The sequence below is a fragment of the Streptomyces sp. NPDC037401 genome (assembly GCF_055602345.1).
The window spans coordinates 140999-152956 of record NZ_JBVJWO010000017.1 but is presented as its reverse complement, the minus strand read 5'-3'; the positions used below and the strand labels follow the sequence as shown (position 1 = coordinate 152956).

Below are 11958 nucleotides of genomic sequence, written 5' to 3'. Positions count from 1 at the left end.
GTGTCAGGAGGGTTTGACGGACGAGAACGCGGTGACGGTGGCCTTGTTGTCGCAGAAGGCGAAGACGCCGTCGTCCATGGCGATCTGGTGCGCACCCGCGCCCGGGACGCCGAGGACGAGCGTGGGGAAGCTCGCGGGAGTGGCGCCGGACTTGCAGTAGCCGTCCGCCTCGCCGTGGACGTTGACGAAGGTGAGCTTCGTCCAGGCACGGGCGCCCGGGGCCAGGGACACCTTGGCGACCTTGCCGCTGTGGGTGGTGGCCAGCGGGAGGTTGCGGTCGGGCGAGCCGTTGCCCGCGGCGGCGACGGTCGGGAAGCCGCGGAGCGTGCAGAGGCGGTCCGAGGCGTTGGTGACGGATACGATGGCGGCTCCGGTTCCGGTACCGGGCGGCCGGACGTCGGCCTGGCGGGCGTCCGAGACCTTGACGTCGTCGATCGTGCAGGGCTTCGTCTCGCGGCCGGGGCCGGGCTCGGTGGCGGGAGCGCTGGGCTTGATCCGGCCGCCGCCCCCGGTGCTGCCGGTTCCGCCCGTGCTGCCCGTGCCGTCGCCGGTGGGCGTCGGCCTGGCCGGCGCCGGGGCTGCGGACTCCTTCGGCGGCTGGGCGGCGCCGTCGTCGCCGGCCGGTGTGCAGCCCGTCATCAGGGCGGTCGCCGCAGCTGCTGCCACCAGTGCTGCCACGGTCCGGCCGATGCCTGCTGTGTACGTCATTGGGTGCTCCCCGTGGTTCGGACCGGTACCGTACCGGCACTTGCACGAGGGGACACGGCGCCGCGCCCGCCGGGGTTCCCCGGCCGGGGCGTTGTGGCGGTTCCGTGACGTGATCATGACGTACCGGCGATCGCCGCGCAGGCCTGGCCCGGCCAGGCCTGCGGGTGGTGTCATACGAGTTCGGGTTGCGGTTCGGGTTCCGGTTGCCGCACCGGGACGGGTTTCGACTCCCACAGTCTCGTGGTCCGTACGTAGCCGTAGATCACCGAGGTCATCGCCAGAATGAGCAGCGGCCCGAACACCCGGGGATGCGTGGCCATGTCCAGCGACAGGTAGCGGTACGACAGCAGGAGCGCGGCGAAGACCGCTGCGCCGTAGGCGACGAGCCGGATGCCCTTCCGGTCCCAGCCGCGGTCGTGCGCGCGCAGGGCCGCCTCGATCGTGAGCGTGAACACCACTCCGGCAACCAGATCCGCACCGTAGTGGTAGCCGAAGCCCAGCGTGGCGGCGAGCGTGGCGATGAGCCAGAACGTCCCTGCGAACCGCAGGATCCACGGGCCCTTGCGGGAATGGATGAAGATCGCGGTGGCCCACGCCGTGTGCAGGCTGGGCATGCAGTTGCGGGGGGTGATCGCGTCGTATCCCATCGGGAGCGGGATGTTGATCGGCGGCGGCGTGTTCGGCCACAGGTCGGCCACCGCCCACTGCACGCCGCCGGTGCCCGAGGCGCCCGGGCCGTACGCGAAGATCGGGCCGACCACCGGGAAGATCATGTAGATGCCCGGCCCGAGGAGACCGATCACCAGGAACGTACGCACCAGATGATGGCGCGGGAAGCGGCGCTCGACCGCCACGTTGCGCAGCTGGTAGAGCGCGAAGACGACCGCGGCCACCGCGAGCTGGGCGTAGACCCAGTCCAGGAGGTGGGTGCCGACCGGACCGCCGGCCTCGAGGATCCGGCCTGCCAGCCACGACGGGTTGCCCAGCGCGTGATCGGCGGTCGCCACGTACTGGTCGAGCACCACCGGGCGGGTCTTCGACGTGATGAGCAGCCAGGTTTCGCCGGCCTTGCGGCCGGCCACCAGCAGCAGGCCCAGCCCGACCGCCTTGAGCAGGAGGACGCGTTCCCGGCCGGTGCGGCGCGTGACGGCGATGAACGCGTAGCCCAGCATCACCCACAGCGCGCCGTTGCCGAAGTAGCGGCCGTCGGTCACCTCGGCGTCGGCCGCCCACCGCGCCAGCACGAAGACGATGTCGATGCCGATCGCGACGCCGGCCGCGATGAACCGCTGCCGCCAGGTGAGCACCACCATCATCAACGCCATGCCGGCGTACAGCGGACCCGGCTTGGGCGCGAACACGACCTCCCTCGCCTGGTTGGTGATCGGCCCCGGTACGCCGCCGTAGTGACGCGCGGCCATCTCCAGCGCGATGAGGAATCCGAGGAACGTCGCACCCGCCACGGCCCACAGGATCACCCGTGGTTGACGCCAGTCGACGCGCTTGACGCTGCGATTTATGCCCGAAAACACCCGCGATGCTATGGATATCAATTGTTTGACCGATTTGTTAGATTCTGGTGACAGAGGTCGCTCGTTGCCTGTCCGATCATGCCATTTGCCCGGAGGTCGAACTCTCGTACGTCCGGCTTCCACCGCAAGGGGGGCTGATCGAACATCTCTCGCAGCCGTGTACCGAATCCGGGGCGCCGCAGATCCTGTGTATTGCGCTGCCCGGAAAGTATGATCAAGCAATGTCTGACACGACCGAGACCACGCCCGGCTGGCTCACCAGGGACGAGCTGGAGACGGCCCGGGCCCGGATGCCGATCCTGTACGTGGAGGCCGTACCCGTACGCGTGGATGACAGCGGCCAAGTCATCAGCATTGGACTGCTGCTGCGCATCGGTCCGGACGGGACGGTCAGCCGGACCCTGGTGTCCGGCCGCGTCCTGCACCACGAGCGGATCCGCGACGCGCTGCTGCGGCACCTGGAGAAGGATCTCGGCCCGGTCGCCCTGCCCCGGGTTCCCGCCTCGCTCCAGCCCTTCACCGTCGCCGAGTACTTCCCCACCGTGGGTGTCAGCTCGTACCACGATCCGCGCCAGCACGCCGTGTCCCTCGCCTACATCGTGCCCGTGAGCGGCGACTGCCGGCCGCGGCAGGACGCGCTCGACCTGGTCTGGTTCAGTCCGGAGGAGGCGGCCTCCCCGGCCGTGCACAGCGAAATGCCGGGCGGGCAGGGGGTCCTGCTGAAACAGGCCCTCGCCCATGTGGGACACACCTACTGAGCGATCGACAGCCGCGACGGTAGGGTGCCGCCCGTGTCCGAGCATCAGCGCGACCTCGTCGGTTACGGCGCCGAGCCGCCGCACGCCGCCTGGCCCGGCGGCGCCCGCGTCGCCGTCAGCCTCGTCCTCAACTACGAGGAAGGCGGCGAGCAGAACGTCCTCGAGGGCGACCCCATCCTCCGAGGGCTTCCTCCACGAGCTCGTGGGCGCGCCACCCGTGGTGGGTGGCCGCGACCTGAACGTCGAGTCGATGTTCGCCTACGGCGCGCGTGCCGGGTTCTGGCGCATCCACCGCACGCTCGCGGCGCACGGCGTGCCGCTCACCGTCTACGCCGTGGCGCAGGCGCTCGAGCGCAATCCGGACGCGGCGCGGGCGATGGGCGCCGCCGGCTGGGAGGTGGCGAGCCACAGCCGGCGCTGGATCGACTACCGGCACGTGCCCGAGGACGCCGAGCGGGCCGACATCACGCGCTCGATCGCGACGATCGAGCGGCTCGTCGGCCGCCGGCCCGTCGGCTGGTACACCGGCCGGACGAGCCCCCACACGCGGCGACTCGTCGCCGAGGAGGGCGGATTCCTCTACGACTCCGACGACTACTCGGACGACCTGCCGTTCTACGTCGAGGCGGCCGGCCGCCCGCACCTCGTGCTGCCGTACGCCCTCGACGCGAACGACTTCAAGTTCCTGATCGTCCACGGCTTCACGACCGCCGACGACATGCTCGCCTACCTCGTCGACACCTTCGACGCGCTCCACGCCGAGGGCGCCGACCGCCCGCGCATGATGAGCGTCGGCATGCACTGCCGGATCATCGGCCGACCGGGCCGCATCCGCGCGCTCGACGGCTTCTTGAAGCACGTCGCGCAGCGCGGCGGGGCGTGGGTCGCCACGCGCGAACAGATCGCGCGTCACTGGCTCGCCACACACACGCCGGGAAGTTGATCCCCCTCCCCCACCCAACGGGCGGCTTGCTCCGGCTCCGGGCAAGGGGCTACGGGCCAGGGGTGGGGGTCAGGGGATGCGGGGGCCGCTCCGCACGGGCGTCCAGCTGCCGCCCTTCACCGCGTACACCGTCAGTGCGCGGTTGACCGTGTCACCGTACTCGTCGAAGGCGACGCGACCCGTGACGCCGTCGAACGCCAGCCCCGCCACGGCCTTCGGCATCTTCGCCCGGGCGTCCGGGGGGAGGTTGCCGCCGTGGGCCGCCACGACGGCCTTCACCGCCTCGATGACGGCCCAGGTCGCGTCGTACGCATAGGGGCCGTACGCACCGGCCGCGGCCGTGTACCCCGCCTTGCGGTACTGCGCGAGGAAGGCCCCTCCCCCTGCCAGGCTCTCGGCGGGTACGCCGATGTTGGTGGCGAGGTCGCCCTCGGCCTTCGGATTGGCCGTGACGAACTGCTGGTCGAAGATGCCGTCGCCGCCCATGAGGGGAACGCTCACGCCCGCCTGCTTGAGCTGCCGGGACAGCGGCGCGGCGGTGGTGTAGTAGCCGCCGAAGTACACGGCGTCGGCGCCCGAGGCCCGGACCTCCGCCGCGAGGCCGGAGAAGTCGCCTTCCGCGGGATCGACTTGGTCCTGGCCGACGACGGAGCCGCCGAGCTTCGTGAACTCGGCCCTGAACCCGGACGTGAGGCCGGTGCCGTGGGCACTGCGGTCGTCGACGAGGTAGACCTTCGTCTTCCGGGCCTCGTCGTGGAGGTAGCGGGCGGCGAACGGCCCCTGGTCGACATCGGTCGCGACGGTACGGAAGTAGGTCTTGTACGGGCGGGACTTGGTGCCGTCGGCCCAGTGGGGGCCCAAGGTCAGCTCGGGGTTGGTGTTGGCCGGTGACACGTTGACCAGCTTCGCCTGTCCGAGCGGCGCCGCCATGGTCCGGGCGACGGCGGAGTTGAGCGGTCCGACGATGCCGACCACTTTCCCGTCGGCGATGAACCGAGTGGCGTTCTGCAGGCCCTTGGCGGGGCCGGCCTCGTCGTCCAGGGCCTGGACCTCGAAGTTCACGCCCGGTACGTGCCGGGTCCGGTTGGCGGTCCTGGCCGCCAGGTCGGCGGAGTTCTTGATGCCGACGCCCATGGAGGACAGGCCTCCGCTCAGCGGCGCGTCCACCCCGATCACCACGGTGACGGGGGAAGCGGCGGATCCGCTGCCGGACGAACCGCCGTCGCCGGGCGGGTCCTGACGGGTGAGGGTCCAGGTCAGGACGGAGCCGGCGGCGACGGTGGCCACGGCCATGCCCAGGACGGCGGAGCGCCGGGTGAGGGCGCGCCGGGTTTCGGGGGGCGTCGGCAGGGGTGGCGGGGACGGCAGCTCCGCCTCGCGCGCCGTCGGGGTGGGGGCGTGCTCCGTCGCCGCGTCCGGTACGGGTTCCAGCTCCGGGACGGCGTCGGGCCCGGGATCCGGCTCGGGCCGGACGGTCACGCCGGTTGCCCCTGACCGGGACCGGGAGGACCGCAGCGCCGAAGCCAGCAGCTCGGCGGCCTCGACGGCGCCGGCGCGCTGCGCCGGGTCCTTGGTGAGGAGTGCGTCCAGCACCGGCGCCAGCGGTCCGGCGTGGGTCGGCGGCCGGTGGGGGCGGGTGAAGACGGCCACGGCCAGGGCGTGGAGCCCGTCGGCATCGAACGGCGGGTGCCCCTCGACGGCGTGGTAGAGGGTGGCGCCGAGCGCCCACAGGTCGTTGGCAGGGGTCGGGCGCTTGCCCTCCAACTGCTCCGGCGGCATGTACTGCGGGGTGCCGATGACGATCCCGCTGTGGCTGAGCTTGGTCGTGGCGTCGGCGAGGTGGGCGATGCCGAAGTCCGTGAGGACGACGCGGTCCTTGGTCAGGAGCACGTTGTCCGGCTTGATGTCGCGGTGGACGATCCGCGCGTGGTGTGCCTCGGCGAGCGCGTCGAGCATGGCGGAGCCGATCTCGGCCACCCGCTGCACGGGCAGCCTGCCCTGCCGGCGGATGGCCGCGGCGAGGGACTCCCCCCGGACGAACTCCATGACGATCACGGGGGCGCCGTGGTGCTCCACGACGTCGTGGATGGTGATGATCCCCGGATGGCTGAGAGTGACCGCCGCGCGGGCCTCGCCGGTGAAGCGCCTGAGCAGCGTGGCGCGGTCACCGTCGTCCAGCCCCGGCGGGAAGAGGATCTCCTTGACGGCGACCTCGCGTCCGAAAAGCTGCTGGTCGACGCCCCGCCAGACCCGGCCCATGCCGCCCTGGCCGATGCGTTCGACCAGCTGGTAGCGGCCCGCGATGAGTTCGGAATTCTGCTCGGTCACGCGCACACTCTAGGACCTGATGGTCCGATGGAGTGACGCAACGATGGCTTGATCACACGCCCCGGCCGAGACTTTCCGGGGGCGCAACGGCTCCGGCCCGGCCCCGTGGAGTGCGGGCCGGGCCGGAGGGTTCATCGGTGTCGTGCGGTGGTCACCGTCGTGCGGTCACCTCACGGCGCGAGCCGGTAGGCGTTCGTGATCGTCTCCCGCACGGTGTTGCCGCCCCTGTCCTTCAGGTCCACCCGGAAGGACACGGCCTTGGCCGTCGTCGGGTGCTTCACGCTCACCGAGCGCGCCCCCTTCGTATCGGTCGTCACCGTGAGCGGCTTCCACGTCCTGCCCCCGTCGTAGGAGACGTTGACGGTCAGCGCGGCGACCTGTCCGGCCGCGGCGGCCGCGCCGCTCAGCTCGAGCGGCACCTTGAGCGTGCTGCCCGCCGGAGCGGTGCCGTTCAGGCTCAGCTTCGGCGCGAACCGTACCGTCGACAACGGCAGCCTGGCCGTCCGGTCCGAAGCCGGCCGGGCCGACTTGAACGTCCACACGCCCGTCACCTTCGTGCTGGTGGAGGTGTCCGCGGCGGAGCGGCTCGCCTCGACCGTCAGGCGGTACGCGGCGGAGGCGGCGGGGACTTCGGTGCTCATCCAGTCCGTGGCCGAGCCCTGGCCGAGGACCCGCCCGCCGGATTCCAGCCGGGCGAAGCCGCCGGTGACGAGGGAGGACCCCGGGTTGCCGCTGCCGTCGTTGAACAGCGGGATCCTGGTGCTGATGTAGTCGCCGGTCCGTTCGGCGCCCTGCACCTCCGGGCTCCCGGCCGCGAGATCGGGGCCGACCACACCGGTGTTGAACCGCAGGGTGTGGCTGGAGCCCGGCTTGTAGGCCACCCACTCCTTCGTGTAGATCATGCGTACCTCGCTGCGGGCGTTGAGCTGCGCGGCCGTCCAGGACCAGCGCACACCGGCGGTGCTGAGGTAGTGCGTGGTGGCCAGGGGAAGCTTCTGCTCCTGCGGTTCCCGTATGCCGACGCCGGCCCCGCGCTCGTCCAGCGGCAGGATGCCGACCCGGCCCCTGGCCCCGGTGACGGAAGCGCCGAAGCCGAGCTTCACCTCGGCGACCTCGGCCCGGGTGACGGTGCGGGTGAGGCCGGTGAAGAAGCTGCCCTTCCGGTTGAAGGCGAGCCGGTAGTCGGCGTTCTTGCCGGGCGTCTTCCACACCCCGTTGAACTGGGCCCGCATCGTGGCGGAGTCGGGGCCGAGGGCGGCGGTGCGCATGGCCGGCACCCCGCTGCTGGACCAGGTGTTGGACACGCCCGCGGCCTCGTCGTCGTACCCGACGATGGAGGTGACGAGCTTCGCGGCCGGATCAGGGGCCTTCACGGCGAAGGGCTTGGCCTTGCGGGAGTCGAGCGTGACCGCGACCTTGCCGGTCACCTTCAGCACCGGCTGCACGAAGAAGCCGACCTCGTTGTCCTCGGCGAAGACGAGGCTCTCCAGCTGGTAGGAGCCCTTGGGCAGCCGCTGGACCACGGTGCCGTTCGCGCGGTACGGGAGCTCCGTGCGATCGCCGCGCCCGCCGATGGGGGTGATCATCGTCGCGTAGGTGGCCGGGTTCGCCCCGTCGGCGTCGATGTGCCGCACCGTGACGTCGTACGACTCCACCTCCCGGTCCACCACGAGACCGGTGCGCACCTGCTGGCCGCCTCCCGACGCCAGCACGGTGCCGCCGAAGACGCCGTCAACCCTGCCCTTGCGCGTGTCGGCGGTGACGGAGGTCTTCGCCGTGCCGCCGGCCGGAACGGTCAGCTGGGCGTCCTTGACGGTGAACATGCCGGCCGGGGCGGGGCGGCCCGCCGGGTCTGTCCCGTACGTGCTCAGCTTCAGGGTGACGGCCCGGGTGCCGTAGTTGCGGTAGGTGAGGGTCTTGGAGAGCGGCTTGTCGTCGGCGTGCGGCCAGGCGTGCGTGCCGAAGCCCAGGGAGCCGGGCTCGGAGACGACCTGTGCCGTGGCGGCGCGCGCCAGGTCCACCCGGCCCGCGCCCTGCTGGTGGGCGTTCAGCCGCGGGTTGGGCTTGGCCGAGCCGGTCAGGAGCGCCTTCAGCCGGGGTCCGCTCCAGCCCGGGTGCTGCTGGAGCACCAGGGCGGCGGCGCCCGCGACGTGCGGGGAGGCCATCGACGTGCCGGTCAGGGCGACGTAGTCCTCGCTGGGGGGCTCGGATCCCTGTGTGGTCAGGGCGGCGGTGATGTCGACGCCCGGGGCGGTGATGTCCGGCTTGGACACGGCGTCGAGGGTCGGGCCGCGGCTGGAGGACTCGGCGATCGCGTCCTGCTTGTCCACGTTGCCGACGGTGAGCGCGGCGGGGGCACTGGCGGGCGACCAGATGGTGCCGGGCCGGTCGCCGGAGTTCCCTGCGGCCACCACGAACAGGGCCTTGGCGGAGAGCCGGGCGATGGCTGCCTCCTTGGGGTCGACCCCGGGGGTGTCGGGGCTCCCCAGGCTCATGTTGACGACCTTCGCACCCTGGTCGACGGCCCACTGCATGCCGCTGATGACCTCCGAGCTGAGGCCCGTGGCGCTGTCGTCCAGCACCTTGCCGTCGAGGAGCTGCACGCCGGGCGCCACGCCCTTGTAGCGGCCGCCGGACTTCGTGCCCTTGCCGGCGAGGATGGAGGCCACGTGCGTACCGTGCGCAGCGCGGTCCTTGTTGTCGGGCGAGGCGCTGAAGTTCTTCTGCGCGACCTCGACGCCCTTGAGGTCCGGGTGGGTCTCGTCCACTCCCGTGTCCAGGACCGCCACCTTGACGCCCTTGCCGGTGTAGCCGGACCTCCACATCACGGGCGCGCCGATCTGCGGCACGCTCTCGGCGAGGGTGGCCCGGACCTTCGCGTCGAGCCAGACGTGGGCGACGGGCCGCGCGAGGCCGGCCGTACCGCCTGCCGTACGGGCCGCGGAGCGGCCGGTGACCGCCGCCCACAGTGCCGCGGTACCGGCCTTGGGCGCCTCGAACGCTTCGCCGTCGACGGCGGGCAGCGCACGGCGCTCCCGGACGGCCAGGCCCGCGAACGGGTCGCGGGGGGCCTCGAGGGAACCCGCTCCGGACCCGTCCGGGCGGTAGCCGACGATCAGCGGGAGCGTGGTGCGGTGCGCGTCGTCGTACCCGTCCCCGACCAGCTGCACGACGTCGAAGAGCCGCCGGTCGAGGACGCCGTCGCCGACGAGGCGCAGTGCGTCCTGCGGGATGACGTACGTGTGCCCGGGCTCGCGCCGCACCGAGAAGCCGGTCCCCTCACGGCCCTTGCCCGGTATGAGCCGGACGACCCGGCCGTCGGAGCCGACGACGACGCGGTCGCCGGTGATCAGCGTCACGGTCGCGGACGCCGGCTTCGACTTCGCGGCCTTCGCCCTCGCCTTCGCCGACGCCTTCTCACCGTCCTGTTCGGTGGAGCTCGCGGCCTGCGCCGGCTGGATCCCGGCCGACACCGCACCCGTGATCAGCGTCCCGGCCACAGCGGCGGCGAGTGCCGCCGTTCTCGCTTTTGAAATGGGTCCCACCCGCGTTTCCCCCGCATTCGTGAGCATGCCAAAGCGTTCTCCGGTATCACGCGCTGGAGGTGGGTTCGGTTCTCGGCGGCAGCAGGTAATTCATCGCCGACGTCCCCGGGGCTCCCGGCCCGCTCTACGGCCGGGAGATCTGGCGGCACGGGGCGCGGACCATGCTGGAGGGCTTCCCCGACCTGCGGATCGAGGTCGAGGACATGTCCGGCGCCGGAGACAGTGTGGCGGTGCGGGTCCACTTCCGCGGAACGCACCGGGGCACCTTCCAGGGAGTCGCGGCGACGGACCGGCAGGGCGGCTTCCGGAGCATCGAGATCTACCGCATCGAGGGCGACAGGATCGCCGAGGAGTGGGTCGCTCCCGACATGGTCGGCCTCATGCGGCAGATCTCCCCCGCGCCGGAGCACGCGCACGCGCCCGCCGCTGGGCAGTGACGCCAGTTCCTCGCGTTCGGGATTCACCCTACGACGGAGGCCGGTGTCCCGTCGTACACGCCGGTCCGGTGCCGGCCGCCGGGCGTCCGCAGCCCGTCAGCGGGGCCGGCGGGCGTTGAGCCGGGCGGCCTGGCGCGTCAGGTGGTCGCGTTCGGCGAGGTTGGCTGCCTTCCGGGCGGCCTCGGCGTACAGCCGTGCGGCCGTCGCCAGGTCGCCGTCGCGCTCGTGGAGGTACGCCGCGACGGCAGTGTGGCGGGGCAGCGAGTCGTCCAGTGCCGCGAGCGCGGCCAGGCCGGCGCGCGGTCCGTCGGCCTGGCCCACGGCCACCGCGCGGTTGAGGCTGACGACGGGGCTGTCGGTCAGGCGCGCGAGCTCGTCGTACCACTCGACGATCTGCACCCAGTCGGTCTCCTCGGCGGTGGGCGCGTCCGCGTGGAGTGCCGCGATGGCGGCCTGGGCCTGGAACTCGCCGAGCCGGTCGCGGGCGAGGGCGGCCTGCAGGATGCCGACGCCCTCGGAGATCGCGGCGGTGTCCCACCGGCTGCGGTCCTGCTCGGCGAGCGGCACCAGGCTGCCGTCGGCCGCGGTCCGGGCGGTGCGCCGGGCGTGGTGGAGCAGCATGAGGGCGAGCAGCCCGGCCACCTCGGGGTGGTCGATGGCGGCTGCGAGCTGCCGGGTGAGGCGGATGGCCTCGGCGGCGAGGTCGACGTCGCCGGAGTAGCCCTCGTTGAAGACCAGGTAGAGGACGCGCAGCACGGTGGCGACGTCGCCGGGCTGCTCGAACCGCACGCCGGAGACGGTGCGCTTGGCCCGGCTGATGCGCTGCGCCATGGTGGCCTCGGGCACCAGGTAGGCCTGGGCGATCTGGCGGGTGGTCAGACCGCCCACGGCGCGCAGGGTGAGCGCGACCGCGGACGACGGTGTCAGCGAGGGGTGGGCGCACAGGAAGTAGAGCTGGAGCGTGTCGTCCGCCGCGGGTGCGGGCCCGGTCGCCGGCTCCCGGTCGACGAGGTCTTCACGCCGGCGGCGGGAGGTGTCGGCCCGGGTCGCGTCGAGGAACCGGCGCCAGGCCACGGTGATCAGCCAGCCCTTCGGGTCCCGCGGCGGCTCGGCCGGCCAGACGCGGACCGCCTCGACCAGGGCGTCCTGTACGGCGTCCTCGGCCGCCGCGAAGTCTGCTCCGCGGCGGACGAGGATCGCGAGCACGCTCGGCGTGAGGCGCCGGATCAGGGCTTCGTCCATCGGTGGGGTCACTCGGTGATGGTGGGCGGCGCTGCCAGGAAGGGGCGCAGCTCCAGCCATTCGTGGATCGGCTCGCCGCCCGCCCCGGGGGCGGCCGACAGCTCGCCGGCCAGCTCGACGGCGCGCTCGTAGCTGTCGACGTCGATGATCATCCAGCCGGCGATGAGGTCCTTGGTCTCGGCGAACGGGCCGTCGGTGACCGGCGGGCGCCCCTCACCGTCGTAGCGGACCCACGCGCCCTCGGGGGCGAGCGCCTGGCCGTCGACGAACTCGCCGGTCTTCTCCAGCCGGGCCGCGAAGTCGCCCATGTACTGCATGTGGGCCGAGATCTCCTCCGGCGTCCACCGGTCCATGGGTACGTCGTTGACGGGAGCCGGGGCGCCGCGGTAGTGCTTGAGCAGCAGGTACTTGGCCATGGTCTTCTCCTCGGTGCTGGTGCGGCCCATTGTGGTCGCGTTCACTGCA

At 72.2% G+C, this 11958-nt stretch carries 9 protein-coding genes; 3 read left to right on the top strand and 6 right to left on the bottom strand.

Going from position 1 to position 11958, the window contains the following annotated elements:
- Positions 1-3: 3 nt before the first annotated feature.
- Both ACZ7H1_RS20410 and ACZ7H1_RS20405 read right to left on the bottom strand, forming a co-directional pair.
- Complete coding sequence (locus ACZ7H1_RS20410) at positions 4-708, bottom strand: DUF4232 domain-containing protein (RefSeq protein ID WP_470788409.1); 705 nt, start codon at positions 706-708, stop codon at positions 4-6.
- A 170-nt stretch (positions 709-878) separates the two neighbouring features.
- Positions 879-2183: a phosphatase PAP2 family protein gene (locus ACZ7H1_RS20405; RefSeq protein WP_470788469.1), complete on the bottom strand. Its 1305-nt coding sequence runs from the start codon at positions 2181-2183 to the stop codon at positions 879-881.
- Positions 2184-2461: 278 nt separating this feature from the next.
- Between ACZ7H1_RS20405 and ACZ7H1_RS20400 the strand changes: the two genes are divergently transcribed.
- Positions 2462-2998 (top strand): NUDIX hydrolase family protein, encoded by a 537-nt coding sequence (locus tag ACZ7H1_RS20400; RefSeq protein WP_470788408.1) that lies wholly within the window; start codon positions 2462-2464, stop codon positions 2996-2998.
- Positions 2999-3200: 202 nt separating this feature from the next.
- Positions 3201-3941, top strand: a complete 741-nt coding sequence (locus tag ACZ7H1_RS20395) for a polysaccharide deacetylase family protein (RefSeq protein ID WP_470788406.1) — start codon at positions 3201-3203, stop codon at positions 3939-3941.
- A 69-nt stretch (positions 3942-4010) separates the two neighbouring features.
- Here the strand turns inward: ACZ7H1_RS20395 and ACZ7H1_RS20390 are convergent, their stop codons facing one another.
- Together ACZ7H1_RS20390 and ACZ7H1_RS20385 are read right to left on the bottom strand one after the other, a co-directional pair.
- Positions 4011-6269 carry a bifunctional serine/threonine-protein kinase/ABC transporter substrate-binding protein gene (locus ACZ7H1_RS20390; protein WP_470788404.1) on the bottom strand — a complete coding sequence of 753 codons (2259 nt, stop codon included), beginning with the start codon at positions 6267-6269 and terminating at the stop codon, positions 4011-4013.
- Between the two features lie 170 nt (positions 6270-6439).
- Positions 6440-9814 (bottom strand): S8 family serine peptidase, encoded by a 3375-nt coding sequence (locus ACZ7H1_RS20385; RefSeq protein WP_470788402.1) that lies wholly within the window; start codon positions 9812-9814, stop codon positions 6440-6442.
- 92 nt (positions 9815-9906) lie between these two features.
- Here ACZ7H1_RS20385 and ACZ7H1_RS20380 point away from each other — a divergent pair, with 92 nt between their 5' ends.
- Positions 9907-10251, top strand: a complete 345-nt coding sequence (locus ACZ7H1_RS20380) for an ester cyclase (RefSeq protein WP_470788468.1) — start codon at positions 9907-9909, stop codon at positions 10249-10251.
- Positions 10252-10347: 96 nt separating this feature from the next.
- On the opposite strand, the gene ACZ7H1_RS20375 is transcribed toward ACZ7H1_RS20380, so the two are convergent.
- A complete protein-coding gene (locus tag ACZ7H1_RS20375) occupies positions 10348-11493 on the bottom strand; it encodes an RNA polymerase sigma factor (protein ID WP_470788467.1) in 1146 nt (381 codons plus the stop codon).
- 8 nt (positions 11494-11501) lie between these two features.
- On the bottom strand, positions 11502-11909 hold the full coding sequence (locus tag ACZ7H1_RS20370; RefSeq protein ID WP_470788465.1) for a YciI family protein: 408 nt from the start codon (positions 11907-11909) through the stop codon (positions 11502-11504).
- Positions 11910-11958 lie beyond the last annotated feature (49 nt).